Origin of the sequence: Baaleninema simplex PCC 7105, assembly GCF_000332355.1 — a bacterium.
Classification (GTDB): domain Bacteria; phylum Cyanobacteriota; class Cyanobacteriia; order Cyanobacteriales; family Geitlerinemataceae; genus Baaleninema; species Baaleninema simplex.
In genome coordinates this window covers 1,725,346-1,744,007 of record NZ_KB235958.1, presented here as the reverse complement: position 1 = coordinate 1,744,007, position 18,662 = coordinate 1,725,346, and the positions used below count along the sequence as shown (strand labels likewise).

The 18,662-nt window shown below is 50.1% G+C and carries 13 protein-coding genes and 2 tRNA genes; 9 read left to right on the top strand and 6 right to left on the bottom strand.

The genetic code is table 11. The features are described 5' to 3' along the window. Positions 1 to 289 precede the first annotated feature (289 nt). Positions 290 to 4,444 carry a beta strand repeat-containing protein gene (locus tag GEI7105_RS0109770; RefSeq protein ID WP_026097553.1) on the top strand — a complete coding sequence of 1,385 codons (4,155 nt, stop codon included), beginning with the start codon at positions 290 to 292 and terminating at the stop codon, positions 4,442 to 4,444. Between the two features lie 99 nt (positions 4,445 to 4,543). Here the strand turns inward: GEI7105_RS0109770 and GEI7105_RS0109765 are convergent, their stop codons facing one another. From GEI7105_RS0109765 to GEI7105_RS0109745, 5 genes are all read right to left on the bottom strand, one after another. After that, positions 4,544 to 5,191 (bottom strand): retron system putative HNH endonuclease, encoded by a 648-nt coding sequence (locus tag GEI7105_RS0109765; protein WP_017660294.1) that lies wholly within the window; start codon positions 5,189 to 5,191, stop codon positions 4,544 to 4,546. Beyond that, positions 5,188 to 6,594 (bottom strand): AAA family ATPase, encoded by a 1,407-nt coding sequence (locus tag GEI7105_RS34695; RefSeq protein WP_245555396.1) that lies wholly within the window; start codon positions 6,592 to 6,594, stop codon positions 5,188 to 5,190. The genes GEI7105_RS0109765 and GEI7105_RS34695 overlap by 4 nt, the downstream gene beginning before the upstream one ends. 129 nt (positions 6,595 to 6,723) lie before the next feature. Continuing rightward, on the bottom strand, positions 6,724 to 8,796 hold the full coding sequence (locus GEI7105_RS0109755; RefSeq protein WP_017660292.1) for an FAD-dependent oxidoreductase: 2,073 nt from the start codon (positions 8,794 to 8,796) through the stop codon (positions 6,724 to 6,726). Between the two features lie 278 nt (positions 8,797 to 9,074). Continuing rightward, entirely contained in the window at positions 9,075 to 9,872 is a 798-nt protein-coding gene (locus GEI7105_RS0109750) for an MOSC domain-containing protein (protein ID WP_017660291.1), read from the bottom strand. A 36-nt stretch (positions 9,873 to 9,908) separates the two neighbouring features. Further along, positions 9,909 to 10,211 (bottom strand): DUF3181 family protein, encoded by a 303-nt coding sequence (locus GEI7105_RS0109745; protein WP_017660290.1) that lies wholly within the window; start codon positions 10,209 to 10,211, stop codon positions 9,909 to 9,911. Positions 10,212 to 10,442: 231 nt separating this feature from the next. On the opposite strand from GEI7105_RS0109745, the gene GEI7105_RS0109740 reads away from it, so the two are divergent. The 3 genes from GEI7105_RS0109740 to GEI7105_RS0109730 all read left to right on the top strand — a co-directional run bounded on the left by GEI7105_RS0109740 (position 10,443) and on the right by GEI7105_RS0109730 (position 11,901). Continuing rightward, entirely contained in the window at positions 10,443 to 11,435 is a 993-nt protein-coding gene (locus GEI7105_RS0109740; protein WP_017660289.1) for a M42 family metallopeptidase, read from the top strand. A 130-nt stretch (positions 11,436 to 11,565) separates the two neighbouring features. After that, a tRNA-Glu gene (locus GEI7105_RS0109735) sits at positions 11,566 to 11,638 on the top strand. Between the two features lie 190 nt (positions 11,639 to 11,828). Then, a tRNA-Glu gene (locus GEI7105_RS0109730) sits at positions 11,829 to 11,901 on the top strand. 75 nt (positions 11,902 to 11,976) lie between these two features. On the opposite strand, the gene GEI7105_RS0109725 is transcribed toward GEI7105_RS0109730, so the two are convergent. Beyond that, complete coding sequence (locus GEI7105_RS0109725) at positions 11,977 to 12,579, bottom strand: DUF3611 family protein (protein WP_017660288.1); 603 nt, start codon at positions 12,577 to 12,579, stop codon at positions 11,977 to 11,979. A gap of 510 nt (positions 12,580 to 13,089) precedes the next feature. Here GEI7105_RS0109725 and urtA point away from each other — a divergent pair. The 5 genes from urtA (at position 13,090) to urtE (ending at position 18,573) form a co-directional block, all read left to right on the top strand. Further along, complete coding sequence (urtA, locus tag GEI7105_RS0109720; RefSeq protein ID WP_017660287.1) at positions 13,090 to 14,403, top strand: urea ABC transporter substrate-binding protein; 1,314 nt, start codon at positions 13,090 to 13,092, stop codon at positions 14,401 to 14,403. A 148-nt stretch (positions 14,404 to 14,551) separates the two neighbouring features. After that, positions 14,552 to 15,718, top strand: a complete 1,167-nt coding sequence (locus tag GEI7105_RS0109715) for an ABC transporter permease subunit (RefSeq protein WP_017660286.1) — start codon at positions 14,552 to 14,554, stop codon at positions 15,716 to 15,718. Between the two features lie 88 nt (positions 15,719 to 15,806). Further along, a complete protein-coding gene (gene urtC / locus GEI7105_RS0109710) occupies positions 15,807 to 16,970 on the top strand; it encodes an urea ABC transporter permease subunit UrtC (RefSeq protein ID WP_017660285.1) in 1,164 nt (387 codons plus the stop codon). 95 nt (positions 16,971 to 17,065) lie between these two features. Further along, positions 17,066 to 17,833 carry an urea ABC transporter ATP-binding protein UrtD gene (urtD, locus tag GEI7105_RS0109705; protein ID WP_017660284.1) on the top strand — a complete coding sequence of 256 codons (768 nt, stop codon included), beginning with the start codon at positions 17,066 to 17,068 and terminating at the stop codon, positions 17,831 to 17,833. A 41-nt stretch (positions 17,834 to 17,874) separates the two neighbouring features. Further along, complete coding sequence (gene urtE / locus GEI7105_RS0109700) at positions 17,875 to 18,573, top strand: urea ABC transporter ATP-binding subunit UrtE (protein ID WP_017660283.1); 699 nt, start codon at positions 17,875 to 17,877, stop codon at positions 18,571 to 18,573. The last annotated feature ends 89 nt before the right edge of the window (positions 18,574 to 18,662 follow it).

The following is an 18,662-nucleotide window of genomic DNA, read 5'->3' as shown; positions in this document are numbered from 1 at the left end:
TGGAATGAGTTTGAGAGAGTGATATTTTGGACTGTCGTGCGTAATTTAACATAGAATTTAAAATTTTAATATCAGATTTTATGTAGTTTTTCATAGAATGAAAATACTCCGAAAAACATCGATCTCTTTGAAATTTTCTTAAAGATTTGTGATAAAAACAAGAGTAATTTTGCGCGAACTATCTTTATAATGACTAAAGACCCAGCAGAGTAATCTCTGAATTGTTTGAAAGCCAGTTGTAGTAAATCGAAATCCCAGGAAATATGTATTATCCAAAGGGACTTAGGACATGGCGACTATCTTCGTGGATTCGCTCGACGACAATACCACCACTGATGGATTGGTAACGCTACGGGAGGCGATCGAAGCGGCCAACACGGATACATCGATCGATGGTTCGGAATGGGGAAACGGATTTGACGAAATCCGGTTTGAACCTGGGTTGACGGGAACCATCACCCTCAATGGTACAGAACTAGAGATTACCGAAGGATTGGCGATCGTCGGGCCGGGAGCGGCGAACCTGGCGATCGATGCTGATGGCAAATCGCGCGTCATCAACAGCCCATACTACAAGCCTTTGACCATAGAAGGTCTGACGATAACGGGAGGAAAAACGATAGGTTCTGAGAGGGGTGCAGGTATTTACAGCTCTGGAGAGCTTAACCTAATCGACTCGATCGTCTCGGACAATGTCGCTGACTCCAGCGGTGGTGGAGTTTACAGTGAAGACAATATTACTCTCACCAACTCCAGCGTCTCAGACAATGTCAGCTATTACGGTCAAGGTGGGGGTATTCACGGTCGCGGAAATATCACTTTGCTTGACAACTCCACAGTCTCGAGTAATACCAACTACTACGACGGTAGCGGTATTTACAGTCAGTGGGATGATGTCACTCTCAACGACTCCAGGGTTTCCGACAACGTTGGCTATGGCAATGGTGGTGGCATTTATAATAGCTTGGGACGTACTAATCTCAGCAATTCGGAGATTTCAGGAAATATAAGCTACGACGGTGCTGGTGGGGGCATTTTCAGTCATGTTGGAGATATCAGCTTAACCAACAACTCTACAGTCTCCGGAAATTCTAGCAAGCTTAGTGGTGGTGGTATTTACAGTGGTGGAAAGGTCACTCTCAATAACTCCACAGTCTCCGGAAATTCCATTGACAAGCAAGACCCGAGATTGAATCAAGATAAAGGAGGAGGGATTTACAGTCGGGGAGCGATCGACCTAACAAATAACTCCACAGTTTCGGGCAATTCGAGCAATTACCGGGGCGGCGGACTGTACAGCCAGGAAAACATCACCCTCACTGACTCTACCGTCTCAGATAATTCCAGCCAACAGGGAGGTGGCCTTTACAGCTTGAAAGAGGTCCGCCTCACGAACTCCACAATTTCAGGGAATTCCAGCCAGGAATTCGGTGGAATTTGGGGCAATTGGAAAGTTAGCCTCAGCGACAACTCCCAAGTCTCGAACAATATCAGCGATCGTATCGGCGGGATTGGAAGCTATGGAGAAATTGACCTAACTGATTCGGTTGTCTCACATAGCTACAGCAACTCAAGCGGTGGTGGGATTTGGAGTAGTAGCGACGTCACCCTCAGCCATTCAACAGTCTCAGGGCATTCTGGCTCGTGGGTCGGTGGCATTTACAGTCAAGGATCTGTGAGCCTGACTAACTCTACTATCTCCAATAACTCCAGTGGATTTGATGGTGAGGGTGGTGGCGGAATTAAGAGTTTGGGAAGTGTCACCCTCAATGACAACTCGACAGTTTCGGATAACTTTAGCTATGGCAACGGTGGAGGTATTGCGAGCGGAGGAACTATCACCCTAAACGATTCCACAATCTCAGGTAATTCGAGTGACGACCACGGCGGTGGTGTTTGGCAACAGGACAATGGGAGTCCGCTGAACAGTGGGATTATCACCGTTGCAAATTCCACAATCTCAGACAATTCCGCCCGCAATCATGGTGGTGGGATTTACACGTGGCAAGGTGATGTCACTCTCACCAACTCTGAGATTTTAGAGAATTTTGCCTTTCTCAGTGGTGGTGGTATTAGTGGGGGAGATATCGATCTCAGCAACTCCACAATTTCGAGAAATTCTAGCTACAACGATGGTGGTGGAATTGTTGGACGAGATGTTATTCTTACTCATTCAACAGTTCTGGGTAACTCTAGCTCTAACGGCGGTGGTATTGCTGGAGACTACGTTACCCTTACCCATTCGACTGTTTCAGGAAATTCTGGCTATGACGGTGGTGGCATTTCCAGTTATGGATATATCAACCTTAACTATTCCACCATTTCTAACAACCATGGTGGTGGTATCTTCAGTCGTCAAGCCATTAATATCAGTAACTCAACAATCTCGGGCAATTCAGATAATTACGACGGTGGCGGCATTCGGAGCTGGCATGGTGGCCTCATCGAAAATACGACTATTACTAATAACATTGCTGATGCCGATGCCAACGGGCAGGGAGACGGAGGCGGCATCTTCAGTAACGGCGATCCGTTTACCGTCCGCAACAGCATTATCGCTGGCAATATCGATCGAGGTGGTGAAGCCCCCGACGTAGCAGGAAACAACATCAACGGTAACCACAACAACATCCTCGGAACCACCACCGGCAACGGTTCCGGTAGCATTGGCTCGGGATCGGATCTCGTCCTCGATACCAGCGGACTCAGCCTGAGCGACGTTCTCGACGCGACCTTAGCCGATAACGGCGGCGAGACGCTCACTCACGCACTCGTACCGGGGAGTCCTGCCATCGATGGCTCGGGAACCGATGCCACCTCCCACGACCAACGGGGAGTCGCCGCTGGATTCGTTCGCGATATCGGAGCCTTTGAATTTGAACAACCCGAAATCGAAATTACAGGAAACGGCACAGTCATCACTGACGGCAGCACGACCCCCGATGCAGCCGATCTTACCGATTTTGGCAGCACCGACGTTTCTGGCGGAACGGTCGTGCGTACTTTCACGGTAGAAAATCTCGGGAACACCCCCTTAACCCTCAGTGGTTCCCCCCTCGTCAGTCTCGGCGGCCTTAATGCTTCTGACTTCAGCGTAACTCTGCTTCCCGCCGCCTCTCTGGCCGCCTCGGAAAGTACGACCTTCCAAGTCACCTTCGACCCCTCCGAAGAAGGACTTCGCACTGCCACGCTCAGCATTGCCAACGATGACAGCGACGAGAACCCCTACGACTTCGCCATTCAAGGTACGGGAGCGGTTCCAGTTCCTCCCTCTGCATCTAATGTTGCGCCGGAAAACACGGTTTCGAGCAATTCTTTAGAAACGTCCGTCAATACCGCTCTCAATCTATCTGGGATCTCAGTGTTCGATGCCGATGGCGACGACTTAGACGTGACCCTGACGGCCAACAACGGTACGTTAACTCTCACCGAAACCACGGGACTCAGTTTCTCAGACGGCGACGGAACCGACGATGCAGTGGTGACGTTCTCGGGAAGTCTCAGCGACCTCAACGCCGCGTTATCGACGCTGGAATTTACGCCAGCGACGGACTTTACCGGAGACGCTAGTGCAGAGATAACCGCCAGCGACGGTTCTCTCTCAGACACCGACACTGTTGCCATTACAGTGACAGCCGCAACACCAACTGACGAGCCATCGCCTTCGCCATCTCCGTCTCCCGTTACAGACGATGCCAATTCCGATGCTTCTTCTGGTTCTTCTGGAGATGTCAGCGATCGCACCTTCCCCTCTCCCAACCCCACCGATCGCGTTCTCGACGGAAGCGATACGGACGACGTACTCACGGGAAGCGACGATGGAGAAACCATTTCAGCCTATAACGGCAACGATCTCATCGTCGGTTTAGCCGGGAACGACAACCTCTATGGCGGCGATGGAAACGATACGCTAACTGGAAATCAAGGTAAAGATATCCTCGAGGGTGGAGCTGGCGACGATTTGCTCGTAGCGGGGAAAGACGACGACAGCGTTCGCGGCGGTGACGGAAACGATATCGTTCGTGGAGATCTCGGCAACGATTTCATTGAGGGAAATGCCGGAAACGATTTGCTGGCAGGGAACCAAGGGGACGACCTCCTGCAAGGAAACGACGGAAACGATGTCCTCTGGGGCGGTCGAGATAACGATACCTTAATTGGCGGTTCCGGTGGCGATCTGCTCTGGGGCGATCTCGGAAACGATATCCTCATGGGAGGAGAAGGTGACGATGTTTTCGTCTTGCGCGTCGGTTACGACAGCGATACCATTGCCGACTTTAGTGGTGGCGATCGCTTGGGATTGTTCGATGGTATAACTTTCGAGCAGTTGGCGATCGTTCAGCAGGGTAATGACGTGACGATCTCTTTGGCTGACGAGTTGTTGGCTACCCTCGAGGGGGTCAGTCTCGACGCGATCGACTCGGGAAGCTTTATGGCAATTTAGGGCGATCGTTGTTTCTACATTCTCACACGAGTTTAGGGTCAAACATTTTGCTCTAAACTCGTTATTTTTATCGAATCACTTTCGAGAGCTAATGTTCTATTAATAATACTGTTTTAAAACGTAGGCGATCGCACTACAAAACTCTTGAAATTGATCTGGCTTTGATTGAGATAGCCCATTCAATAACGTTTCGATTTCTTCAAGTAACAGACGATCGATATTTCCTAAAAATCCCTCGATCGCGGCTTGACGCATTCGCCGCAACTTGGGAATATCGAGTCCGAGTTTGTCTATTGTGGTTGTTGCGGCTTTGTTTTTTTCAACATCGCGGGATGCTAAAATTTGTCCGTCTTCCGTGTAGCGAAAAAAGGTCTCGCAATCTTCCTGTAACGGCGACACCATCAACGTTTCATCATACCATTCCGCTTTCTTATGTCCGCAGTGAACGGGTTTGGGAGGTGGCGTTTCACTTTCTCCCTGACACGATGCGAACAGGTTGTCATAGGCTAACGCTAAATCGTAACGTTGATTTCGTGGAATCAAATGTTCGATGTGACTCGAAGAGCGATCGATCCGTCGTTCGCAGTAACAGCAAATATAACCCTGTTCTTTTAAAAGTGCTTCGTGAACTTCTTGCTTTTCTGGATTTTGGAAGTTGTCGTCATACGACGGTTTCCAATCTTCGTTTTCTTCCTGTTTCCACTCCTCAAACCGCTTGGGTTCAGTTCCTTTGCGGATATACTTCACCGATTCAAAATCTCCCGACGACGAATTGACGCACTGGCTTTAATTAATTGCGGATCGTCCGCTCCTATTTTATCTGATATTTGTTCGTGAAGTTGACGTGCAGCGTCTAAATTCCCCTCTTCAATCAGTTGAAAAAGCTGCATCAGTTCGTCTCGAACTTCAGAGGGTCTGGCAACGCCTCCCATCACGTCTTCAACGATTTGACCGATCTCTCGACCATAGGAGAGTTCGGGATGGCTGACCACGATGTTATCTTCTTTCTTTTCTAAAATATAGACGTTTTCTGGTTTAACTTGACTCACAACTTGCGGCGAATGTGTCGTTACGATAAACTGACAGTTTGGGAAGGTTCGCCGAAGTGAAGGAATGACATCTTTTTGCCACTGAGGATGTAAGTGAAGTTCGATTTCGTCGATTAAGACGACTCCTGTTCCCTCGAGTGGATTTGCTAGATTTGAATTTGCAATGGCTAACCGACGTGCGATATCTCCTACCATTGCAATTAGGCACTTTTCGCCGTCGGATAGTTGATTTATTTCTAATTCTTCGTTATTTTTGTTGACGGTCATCCGTAAAGGCGATCGACGTACTCTTAAGTTAGAAAATTCTGGAACTAAATCGTAAATTGCCGAACGAACTGCTTCGAGTTTTTTATCTCGATGTTCTGGATTGTCGCGAATTTCTTCGTTTTCAATGTCTTCTAAAATTCTAAACCATTGAAAAAAGTGTTTAAATCCTACGTTAGTTCCCGTCAAAGCTTGATGATAGACTTGACTGAGAAAAGATTCAGAGTCTTCTGGGCGATCGAGCAAAGAATTTGGAATCGCTCGATTGACTGAATAATAAATTAATACAGGAAGATTATCTTCGCTAAAATTCAAGTTATTTTTAGATAAATCATGATATATATATTCAAGATATTCAGGCACATTAATTTCATTCTTTTTGTTATTTTTTACTTTCCAAAAAATGTTTTTCTTTTGAGATTCATAAATGAAAACCACAGAAATACTAATCGATGATTCTTCTGCGCTTATCGTTATATCTTCATTTCTTACTTGTGGTAATTCTTTTGAAGTTAATTCAAGTTTTTTTTGATTTCTAAACATCAGTATATTAGCTATATGAAAATTATTTTTCATTAGACTTTCTTTTGTTTCTTCATAGTATTTAAATGTTTCGACATAGTAACGCCATTTTCCTAATAGCTCAGCCAAATAAGATAAAAGGATTCTAGAAATGTCTAAGATACTCGATTTACCAACTCCGTTTACGCCGACCAAGACAACTAAATCGCGATCGCTAAAATCCAAGTCTAGCTCGCGGATGCCTCTAAAGTTAGTGATTTTGAGATTTTGAATTTTCATAAAACTTAAATCATATTTTTTGCTGTTAATCTTCAATTATAACTTGCGGAAATTCATAATGCAATAGAATTAGTATGACGCTGCTTTTCACATTATCGTTAACCGTCATATCTCCCCAACCTCTTATCTAGAAAGAGATTGGGGAGAAGGTTACAAATCTGACAACTAATCCCAGTTATCCCAAGTATTGTTAAAAATCGACGTATTGGGGAACACGACCGGATTTCCATTATCCGTCAACCGTCGTTGCAACGCCTCTAACTGCGGTTCGGGATAAGGCAAATCGTCCACCAACTCGTAAGGTGCAATGTCGTTTTCTAACGCAAAGGCCGCTGTGGTTCCCACCGCAGCCCCAGCCGACCATTCAAACGAATGAACTCGGTACGCCGCCGCTGCAATGTGACTCGTGGCGATGCTTTTTCCGGCGACTAAAAGGTTGTCTAACTTCTGCGGAATGGTCGATCGCAGGGGAATTTGAAACGGAAACGCCCGTCCTGCACCTCGCCGTTCCCCCGGACGCTCGTAATTTCCAGGGGCTTCTGGGGGACTCAACGCCATGCAAGGGTGAAAGTCGATCGCATAATGTCCGATTCCCACCGTATCGGGAAACAGGGTCGATCGCATTCGCCGTTCGGCTTCTTCTGGCGGAATCTCCCGTGTAGCTACCGCCGTCGCCTCTAACCCCGATAACACCGCCCACAATTGGCGAAATTCCTCGGGAAGTAAATTAATGCGGTAGAAATCCTCACGAAAATCCGCTTGGGAAATGTCCACTTCCCACACGGTAAACCCGTCGCGATGCGTCCAGTCGGGACGACCCACAATCCGCCGTCCTTCCCGCATATAAGGATACTTCGACAAACCGTGAGCGGTTCCCATCGGCGAGTCGAACCCACTGAGGTAGCGGTGGTTGGGGTGGGGTTCTTTGACGCCGTCTCCTAATTGGGAATCGGTGGTTCCGCGAACCAACCAATAAAAGTAACCGATCGCATTTTCTTCACCTCGCCGCAGTGTCTCCGTTCGCAGTCCCCCCAGCCATCCGCCGGGTTCGAGTTGTCCGGTTTCCGCGAGTTGGTTGCGGGTGTAAATCAAGTTGTCCTCGGCGGTTCCGGGGCGATAGTCGTTCCCCCAAGTCCAGTTTTGCATGGAGATGTCGCCGGGATAAATCGGGTATTCTCGCACGTTCCCCGGTAAGTCTTCCTTCGGCTTCATGCTGTGGATGCGGCGATAGGTGTAAACCAGGGTGAAGTCCGCCAGGCGATCGAGTTCGTAGCTGTAATAGGGTTCGTACTGGGGGTAAAATTCCGGCATTTCGTGGTTTTGGGGTTCCTCCGTCGCCTCCATCGCGAAGGTGTAGGTGAAACCTTGGGTACAGTAGGGATCGCCGGTTTCGCTCGAAGAAGAGGGTTCGAGATAGGAGCGGGGATCGATTCCCACGCGATAGGGAACGTCCGCTAAGCCGATGAGTTCTCCGGTTTCTGTGGCGTCGATGACGTACCAGTTGGGGGAAGTTCGCGGCGGTTCGTCTTTGTCTAACGGTTGCGGGACAAACCGAACGATCGCCTTCTCGAAGCGATCGGAATCTTCGTAACGATAGGCGTCTTCGATGGTTGCAGACAGGGGAAACGTATTAATCGGGGGAGCGTCGGGGACGGGTTGGTGTTGAATGGCGATCGCCGCAGAAATAATGTTACCTTCAGCGTTATACTCCAAATCTTTGACTACCGTATTGGGAAACCATTTCAGCGTCCCATCTCCGGCATCTTCGGCATCTTCGAGGATTTCAAACAGCAACTCGTGACCGTCGTAGGGCATGAAACAGGACTCGCTGACCCAACAAGCCCCCGGATTGAGAAGGTTGTAACGATCTTCAATGGCAGTTCGTAACGCCAGATACCCTCGAGGATAGTACAGCAAACTCCGTTGCGTGGCACGTTCGTCGAGAGCAGAGGTTCCTTGAGCGGAAATCTGTCCCCCCACCCAATCGGTAATTTCCGTCATGCAAACGGTTTTTCCGTCGAGGAGAGCTTCGTAAGCGGCGGCGGAACCGGATAACCCACCACCAACCACCAGTAATTCGCAAGTTTCTTCAATGTCGGGAGTTCGCGGGGGTGTGGCGACGGCTCGGGGTGCGAGACTGGGAGTCAAGAGAGAGAGGGACGCCAAGGAAAGTAACGTCTTTCGCTTCATGTGTCGATCTAAAAAAGGACGATATCCGAAGTTTCCCTCAGAAAACATCAAAATTGTGGCAAAACGGTGTCGGTTTTTCAGCCGCCAGTCTTTTACAGTCACCAGTCTTTTACAGTCACCAGTCGGTAGGGTGCGTGACTTGAAAAATCGGGTGTAAATCGTGAAACCGAGAACTCGTCACGCACCGACAATGTACGCTGCCAACATACAAGGGTGTGTAACGCGGGGGAAATCCTGTGGCCGCCATCCGGTCAATCTCGTTCCCGCGTTACGCACCTTTGACAGCTCCCCCATCATAGGTTTATCGAACCCATGTCATCCGCGCGTTACGCACCGTATACAGAAATTTCGTCGTGGGTGGTGACGGCTCCCGAGGTTAACACTTTGGCGATGACGCCGGTACGAGCGTGTCCGAAGTGTTGGGGAAGTCGAGCCAATAGGGGTAAATCGGCTTCTCCGGTGTCGGGGTTGACGTTGATGTTGAAACAGCGTCCGATGGGGGCGGTGATTTCGACGAGGACGCTTCCTAACTGTACGCGACGCCCTATCCAGTTGAATTCGTCCCAGGCGGCAATTCCCTCGACGACGAAGTTGGGGCGGAATCGCCGAGGATCGATGGCCTCGACGCCGACGGCTTGGGCGATCGCGTCGAAGGTGGCTTGGGAAATTATCGAAATTTGTCCCGGTTCGCGATCGCGATATTGGGTTTCTCCCGTCGCCGTTCCGACGAAGCAAATCGAAGCTTTTTGGGGATGTCTGGCGGCGGAACTGGGGGTGAAGGTTTGCAGGTATTCGGTGAAAAATGCGCCGATGCGATCGCGATCGCCCTCGTCATTCGTCTTCGCCGACAGCAAAACCTCCTGGTTTCGTTTCACTGTTAAGGTTTGGCTGTCGAAATCGTAGTGACAGCATAAGGCGGCTAACTGCGGCCAGTCGTTTTGAACGGCGAAATGCTTTTTTTGTTGCCACGGGGCGAGTCTTCCCGGTTCTTTACCCGTATCGACAAACATTAACCCAAAGGCGCGATCGCCCACCATTCCCCAATTTTCTCGTAATTCCGCCTGGGCGATCGACTGGGGCGACAATCCCTTAACCGGATGAACGAAAATTTGTCGAACTTGCATTTCGCCTATCGTGTAAAAGTGATTCGAGCGTACTGTCTAGAGATTTTCCTTTTGGTAATCCTCTAACAGCTCCACCAACTGACTTTGACACGTTGCAGGCAGCAAGTCCAGCAGCGAAACTTCCGTGCGTCCGCCACCGAGGGGAACCGAGATATTTTGCAACACCGTTTGGACGTTGGCGTCGCTGAGATCGTCGTTTTCCAACATCGGATAAAACCGTTCGGCGAGGGGGATATGTAAGTGCGCGTCACCGAGGTAAAGATGCCATTTGGCCACGTCGATATAGATTTTATCGGCGATTTCGGCGGCGAGGGTTTCGATTTCTCGGGTCGTAGCCATAATTCCGTAGGTTTGCGACGTTACGTCGATCGTAACGCAAGCTGAGGAGATGAGGAGCGTAGGGTGTCGTGACGCAGGGAAACAATGGTGTCGAAGTTAGGGGAATGGACTTCCCGCGTCACGCACCGCCCCCAACCGAAAGATGGGAGAATGACCCATTAGCGTAAATTAGCGATCAAGGAGGTTCAGTTGGCGTTTGAGGAACTGTGTCAGACGATTGAAGATTTGGTGATGTGTCATTCCCCTAGCGGTGACGAACGGGAGATCGATCGCCTGTTGCTCGATCGCTTCGCAGCTTGTGGCGTCGAAGTTTGGAAAGACGAGGCGGAAAACGTCATCGCGAAGATTCCGGGGAAAAATCCCGATCGCGCGATCGCCATTACCGGCCATAAAGACGAAATCGGGGCGATCGTCAACGATATCGAACCCGATGGACGCGTCAACGTCCGTCCGTTGGGCGGTTCGTTTCCCTGGGTGTATGGAGAAGGCGTCGTCGATCTCCTCGGCGATCGCGCCACGATACCGGGAATCCTCAGCTTCGGTTCCCGTCACGTTTCCCACAATTCCCCCCAAAAGGCGTTGCAAAGCGAGTTCGCGTTGAATTGGGAAGACGCCTGGATCGAAACCAAGCGATCGCGCGAACATCTCGATTTAGTAGGGGTGCGCCCCGGAACCCGTGTCGTTGTCGGAAAACACCGCAAACGTCCCTTTCGCATCGACGACTACATCACCAGTTATACCCTCGATAACAAAGCATCCGTTGCCATTTTGCTGGCGTTAGCCGAACGGGTGAAAAACCCGCTGATGACGGTGTATTTGGTGGCGTCAGCGAAAGAAGAAGTCGGAGCGATCGGAGCATTGTACTTCACCAACCGTAACCGCCTCGACGCCCTCATCGCCTTAGAAGTTTGCCCTCTCGCCCCGGAATATCCCATCGAAGATGAGGAAGTGCCGGTGTTGTTGTCTCAAGACGGATACGGCGTTTACGATGAATGGTTGAACGCACGATTGCGGGCGGCGGCGCAAGAGGTGAACGTTCCGCTACAACAGGCGGTGATTCGCGGCTTTGGCAGCGACGGATCGATCGCCATGAAGTTCGGTCACGTTGCTCGAGCTGCCTGTTTGGGCTTCCCCACCCAAAACACCCACGGTTTCGAGATTGCTCCCTTGGGCGCGATCGATCGCTGTATTCAAGTCCTGGCCAGCTATTGTCAAACTACTTAACCCTCTTTCTTCAAAATTCTAGAAAAAATTTGGGTTTGAGGACTTGACAGCTCCAAATATATTAGTTAATTTAGTAAAGGCTCAAGCGAAATCGCCCGAGCGAGATTTGCCGACGCCAAACAAAATACCTGCCCCCATCGTCTAGAGGCCTAGGACACCTCCCTTTCACGGAGGCGACGGGGATTCGAATTCCCCTGGGGGTATTTTACAATCAACAGCGAGCAGCGGACAGTTGGCTTCGCTGCTTTGTTGCGTTCGGGTTTCGCCTGCTTGGTGAATTCTGAAAAAATTGGGTTTGGGGACTTGACAGCTCGAGAAATCACAGCTATATTGGTAAACGCTCGAGCAATAAAGCCGCAAGGTAATAAGGCTCGAGGAGCTACCCAAATACCTGCCCCCATCGTCTAGAGGCCTAGGACACCTCCCTTTCACGGAGGCGACGGGGATTCGAATTCCCCTGGGGGTATTTTACAATCAACAGCGAGCCACGAACCCAACTGTTCGCGGCTTTGTTGTTTTTGGGATTGGGAAAGGCGGATCTTCACGTTAAGCCGACATCTTCGGGGTTACCGATGCGGTAGATGAGCCAGAACGCTTCTAACATGGCGATAAAGTGGGCAGCGATCCCGTTGAGGTTAGCGACCATGACTAGGGCATCGAGGGCGCGGACGGCGTGACTGGCTTGTGTTAGCGTGGTTCCGGGGGGTTGAGAAATCGTTTTGGCTACCAAAACGCTGGCAGTTACACCCGATCCCAAGAGTGTGACGATCGCCCCGACGATCCCCACAACTGCTGCAATTTTCAGCGATCGCACAGTATTCGATCTTTTGGGATTGCGATCGACGCGGGGATCGAGTAGTCGTTTTCCCACGCGGGCGAAGCGAAACGACAACACGACGCAAAACGCAGCCCCAACGCCGCCGATGGTGGCCAGAAACATTCCCATGCCGATTCCGGGGTTCGACTCCTCCGCCACACCGCGACCCGTCACGGCGAAAATCAGAGATAAGACAATAGCAAAGGTCGCGAACAGTTGCAGCCAAAAGCTGACCCAACCCGTAATCCGTAGGGTTTTGGCTTTATCGCGGACAGTTTGAGATAGGGCAAGGCGATCTTGAGGTTGAGGGGAAACAGTCGAACTCATAGTAATGGTTGCGTCGGGTGTCCTGGGGTCGGAGTCGGTGCGTTACGTCGTTAAATATTGTGCGTGTTGCGGTGTTCTGCTCGCAGGCAGAACACCTCAAACGTTTTGAAAGTCTCGACACGCAGCTTACCTGCTACATTACTCAATTCCATCGAGCCAACAACTCTATCGCGCGACAGAAATCGATCGAGGGCGACTGGGGGATTTTTGCAACGGCGATCGCACTTTCCCGTTATCCCCACCGGACAAAGCATATTTTGTATATCTCGTTACAATTACTACTTTTAAATTACTCTAGGATACATCAGCGAAAGGGCGTTCTTGTTACCGTTTTTCAGAAATTTCCTACTGCGCTCGATCTTGAGATGATGCCACATCGCACCTCGCGAACGTTACCGATTTTCGGTACGTTCCGAGGGTCTTTTCTCGTCCTAAGTTTCTATTAAAAAGTCTCTCGTTTCGAGCGTTTTGCCCTGGTTGGCGAATTTAAGTTTTTTCACAAAATTGACTATGAGCAATGGGTTAGGTCGGCGTAAATTTCTTCTATACGGATCGGCAGCGTTCGGAACGAGCCTGCTGTTAAAATCCTGTAGCACTCCCCCCGAAACCGGAACCGATACCGGCAACGGCGACGGCGCAACGGGTGGCGAAAATGGCGACACGATTAAAGTCGGCATTCTTCACTCCCTCAGCGGCACGATGGCAATTAGCGAAACCACCGTGGTCGAAGCCGAAAAACTGGCAATTAAAGAAATTAACGAGGCAGGCGGCGTCCTCGGAAAACAGATCGAAGCCGTTGTCGAAGACGGAGCCTCAGACTGGCCGACATTTGCAGAAAAAGCCGCAAAACTCATCGTTCGAGACCAAGTCGCTGTCGTTTTCGGATGTTGGACGTCTGCCAGTCGCAAAGCGGTCAAAGACGTTTTCGAGTCGAAAGACCATATGTTATGGTATCCCGTGCAGTACGAAGGGCAAGAATGCTCGAAAAATATTTTTTATACGGGAGCTGCGCCGAACCAACAGATCGAGCCTGCCGTCCAATGGCTGCTCGATAATAAAGGAACGGACTTTTTCTTAGTCGGCTCGGACTATGTTTTCCCCCGCACGGCGAATACCGTCATTAAAGAACAACTGAAAGCCGAAGGTGGCAACACCGTCGGGGAAGATTATCTGCCCTTGGGAAGTACGGAAGTCACGCCGATTATTACCAAAATTCAACAAGCACTGCCCGATGGCGGCATTATCTTCAACACCCTCAACGGAGACAGCAACGTCGCGTTCTTCAAACAAATGCAAGGGGCAGGTTTGACACCGGACAAATACCCCGTCATGTCGGTCAGTATTGCCGAAGAAGAGGTACGACAAATCGGGAAAGAGTTCCTCATCGGTCATTACGCCTCTTGGAACTACTTCCAAACCGTCGAGACTCCCGAAAACGAAAAATGGGTTCAAGCCTTCAAAGCCGAATACGGCGAAGATCGCGTGACCAACGATCCCATGGAAGCAGCGTACATCATGGTGTACCTGTGGAAGCAAGCGGTCGAACAAGCAGGAACCACCGACCTCGAAGCCGTCCGTCAAGCGGCCATCGGTCAAGAATTCCAAGCCCCCGAAGGGTTGGTGACGGTTAACCCCAACCACCACCTCTCGAAAACGGTTCGTATCGGTCAAGTGCGCGATGACGGCTTGTTCGATATCGTTTGGTCCACCGACGAACCGGTTGCCCCGCAAGCGTGGAATCAATATGTTCCAGCAACAAAGGGGTACGCCTGCGATTGGTCTGACCCCAGCAAAGGGGAAAGGTTTAAGGTTGAAGACGTTTGAGCCTTCTCGGGTCGGTCAATTCGCCGTCGCACCATCGTTCCCAGGCACCGCCTGGGAATGTTGTTCCCGAGGCTCTGCTTCGGGCGTGCCTTGGGTGTCCGCTCGAGCGCACTGAAGATTTGAGTAAAGTAAATCTTTTAACCAGCAAATGCTAGAACTTGCGGTTGGTATTTTTAACGGTTTCAGTATTGGTTCGGTATTGTTACTCGCCGCCTTGGGACTCGCGATCGTCTTCGGTTTGATGGGTGTTATTAACTTAGCCCACGGCGAATTAATGATGCTCGGGGCTTATGCAACTTTCGTCGTTCAAAACATCTTTCAAGGATTTGGCGACGGTGCGCTTAACCTTTATATTTTCGTGGCACTTCCCGTCGCGTTTATCGTGTCGGCGATCGCAGGACTGATCCTCGAGCGAGGCGTCATTCGCTTCCTTTACGGACGCCCCCTAGAAACTCTCCTCGCAACCTGGGGAATCAGTCTAATTTTGCGTCAGTTCGTCCGCAGCGTCAACGGTGTATTAGTTCTGGGAATTGTCCTGTTTTGTCTGTTGTTTTTTGGCGGGCTCTGGTTTCTCAGCAAACGCACCGATTGGGAGCGCATTCGTACCGCTGCAATTTCCGCTTTACTTCCGCTTTCGTTGGCGATTTCTGCGGTGGCGGGGGTGTTGGTATCGAAAACTGGCGTAGAAGTCCTGACAAAACCCTGGTTTAGCGCCCGAAACGTAGACGTAACGCCCCCGGCTTGGTTGCGGGGTGGGTTTTCCGTGGGGATTTATCAACTTCCCTATTCGCGGATTTTTATCATCGTTTTAACGGTGCTTTGTTTGCTGGGGATTTACTGGTTTTTGAATCGATCGATCTGGGGTTTGCGAATCCGCGCCGTCACGCAAAACCGCGAAATGAGTGCTTGTTTGGGAATTCCAACCGATACCGTAGATGCGTTGACGTTTGCGATCGGTTCTGGCTTGGCGGGAATTGCAGGATGTGCCATTACCTTGTTGGGATCGGTCGGTCCGAATACGGGACAAAATTACATCGTCGATGTGTTTATGGTGGTGGTCGTTGGAGGTGTGGGGAATTTGTTCGGAACGGTTATCGCCGCGTTAGCGATCGGAATCGTGACGTATTTAATCGGCTCTGGAACTTTGGCATTGATGTTTTCTAATAGTGATGCGTTGCAACCTTTGACGGATTTCTTTACGTTTTTTGCCGCGACGAGTATGGCAAAAGTTATGGTGTTTGCATTGATTATTGCGTTCTTACAGGTGAAACCATCGGGAATTTTTCCACAAAAAGGACGTACCGCAGAACTTTAAGGAAGTTCGGGAAAAGCGTCTTGTTTTGTCGATCTCGATCGCAAGCAATAGTTCAGAATATAAAACCCAGGCTGTCTAGGTATTTACAATGAATGCGGAAGTCGGCAATTTTGCCAAGCGACAACAACAGAAAAAGCAACAGATTATCGAACTCGCGATCGCCATCGGTTTGGCGTTAGTCTTTGCGATCGTCATGCCCGCCTTACTCTCAGCTTTTCGACTCAAACTTTTAGGGCGGTTTGTCGCACTCTCGATCGTGGCGTTGGGACTCGATTTAATTTGGGGATATACTGGGCTGTTGAGTTTGGGACACGGTATTTTCTTCGCCCTCGGCGGCTACGCTCTGGCGATGCACTTAAAACTACAACTGCCCGAGGGACAAATTCCTGAATTTTTTACGTTGTACGGAGTAACGGAACTGCCTTGGTTTTGGACGCCCTTTTACTCGTTTCCCTTGACGATCGTTGCTATTTTCGTAATTCCCGCGATCGTGGCGGGATTGCTGGGCTACCTCGTCTTTCGCAACCGCATTAAAGGGGTCTATTTTTCGATTTTGACGCAAGCGGCGTTGCTGGTCTTTTTTAACTTTTTCAACGGTCAACAAAAGCTCATTAACGGCACGAACGGACTCAAAACCGACACGGAAACCATTTTTGGCGTTTTAGTCGGGTCGGAGGGCGCACAATTGGCGTTCTACGAAATATCTTTGTTGGGGTTGCTATTGGTATATTTCCTCTGTCGCTGGTTGACGACGGGACGGTTCGGACGGTTGCTCGTGGCGATTCGCGACGACGAAACTCGGGTTCGCTTTACGGGATACGACCCCACGGGATACAAGGTTTTGGTCTTTGCGATTTCGGGAGCGATCGCGGGTGTTGCGGGGGCATTGTACACCGTGCAAACGGGCATTATTACCCCTAGTGCAATGGAAGTGGCCTTTTCGATCGAAATGGTAATTTGGGTGGCGGTAGGCGGTCGCGCGACCCTCATCGGTGCCATTATTGGAACGCTGTTAGTGCGGTTAGGACAAACTTTTCTCAGCGAACAGTTTCCAGAAGTTTGGTTGTTTTTCCAAGGGGCGTTATTCCTGTTGGTGGTGACGGTTCTTCCTAACGGAATTTTCGGCTGGGCGCGAGATTGGGGAATTCCCAAGTTGCGATCGCTCCTCGGTTTACAAGAACAACTCATTACGTATCCGGCTCTCGAACAAGACCCAGAAATTCAACAAGAACGGGAAGAACTCGAGCGTTAAAAAATCGTAAATTGGGTTGAAGGACTAAACCTGACACCTCAACAAACTTCTGTTGCATTTGATAATGTTAACGTTCGTATCGAGCCACTGAATCGATGTCAGAACAAACCACCGAAAAAATTCTAGAAATCGACAATCTCACTGTCAGTTTTGACGGGTTCAAAGCCCTCAACGACCTCAATTTCAGTATGAACGTCGGCGAGTTGCGGGTCGTTATCGGTCCCAACGGAGCGGGAAAAACCACCTTTCTGGACGTGATTACGGGAAAAGTCAAACCCACCGAAGGAAAGGTGTATTTCCAAGGACAAAATTTGCGGCCGTACAACGAACATCAAATCGCCCGTATGGGAATCGGACGCAAGTTTCAAACCCCTCGCGTCTATCTCAACTTGACCGTTCGAGAAAACCTCGATCTCGCCAGCAACCGCCAAAAAGGGGTATTTCGTACCTTACTGGGGAAACCCACAAAGAGCGATCGCCGCACCGTCAACGGACTTCTCGAAACGATCGGTTTGACAGCGAAAGCGGAATTACAGGCGGCGTTACTCTCTCACGGAGAAAAGCAACGGTTAGAAATTGGAATGTTAGTCGCACAATCGCCGGATTTGCTGTTAGTAGACGAACCGGTAGCCGGACTGACGGACGAAGAAACGGAAAACGTGGGAAATCTCCTATTGGCGTTAGCACAGAGTCATTCGATCGTCGTCATCGAACACGATATGGAATTCGTCCGACAAATCGCTCGTACTGTCAGCGTATTACACCAAGGATCGCTGTTGTGCGAAGGGAATATGGACGAGGTGCAGAACGACCCCCGCGTGATTGAAGTGTATTTGGGAGAGCAAGAGGAAGAAGCAGCATGACGAACGCAACTATCGATCCCCCCGTCACAGCATCTGACTTGATGTTGCGCGTGTCGGGATTAAACGTGTACTACGGCGAAAGTCACATTTTGCGAAATGTAGATTTGAGCGTTCCTTGTGGACAAATGGTCTGTCTCATCGGTCGAAACGGCGTGGGAAAAACCACACTATTGAAGACCATTGTAGGGTTGCTGAAACCGAGAACGGGGGCGATCGAACTGATGGACTCTCCCATTAACACTCTCTCCCCCGACAAACGGGCGAGGTTGGGAATTGGCTACGTTCCCCAAGGGCGAGAAATCATTCCCCGTGTGACGGTGAAGGAAAACCTGTTACTGGGGTTAGAAGCTCGTCCGGGGAAACGACGCAACGCCACGATTCCCGAGTCGATTTTCGAGTTGTTTCCGGTTCTGAAAACCATGTTGGGGCGTATGGGGGGCGATTTGAGTGGCGGACAGCAACAGCAGTTGGCGATCGCTCGAGCGTTGATGGGGGAACCGAAACTGTTGGTGTTAGACGAACCGACGGAGGGAATTCAACCGTCGATTATTTTGGAAATTGAAGCGGCGGTGCGTCGGATTATTGAAGAAACGGGGATTTCGGTGTTGTTAGTGGAACAACATTTACATTTCGTCCGCCAAGCCGATCGCTACTACGCCATGCAGAAAGGGGGAATCGTCGCCTCGGGAGAGACTAGCGAGTTGAGTCGGGACGTAATTCAGCAGTTTTTGGCGGTGTGATGGGACAACGCGATTCTCGTTTTCTCACGTTCGTTCTTTACGGGAAGCTAATGCGACGATAAAGCTGTTGAAGAGAAATGCTGACGGGG